Annotated in this window: 1 pseudogene; it reads right to left on the reverse strand. The window is 59.1% G+C overall.

Annotated features, from left to right (window positions below):
- Window positions 1–220, reverse strand: a pseudogene (locus JEM65_RS21645) (A/G-specific adenine glycosylase); the annotation flags it as partial.

Consider the following 220-nt stretch of genomic DNA (forward strand, 5'->3'; position numbering starts at 1 on the left):
CTCGCCGCCGTGCTGTGCGACAATGGTTTGCGCCGCCTTATGCAGGTTGCGCGCGCGAGCGTAGTAGCCCAGGCCGGTCCACAGGTGCAGCACTTCGTCCAGCGGCGCTTCTGCCAAGGCGCGTACGTTGGGAAAGCGCGCCATAAAACGCTGAAAGTAAGGAATAACGGTGGCAACCTGAGTTTGTTGCAACATGACCTCGGAGAGCCATACTTGATAG

Source organism: Gelidibacter salicanalis, assembly GCF_016469035.1.
Lineage (GTDB): Bacteria > Bacteroidota > Bacteroidia > Flavobacteriales > Flavobacteriaceae > Gelidibacter > Gelidibacter salicanalis_A.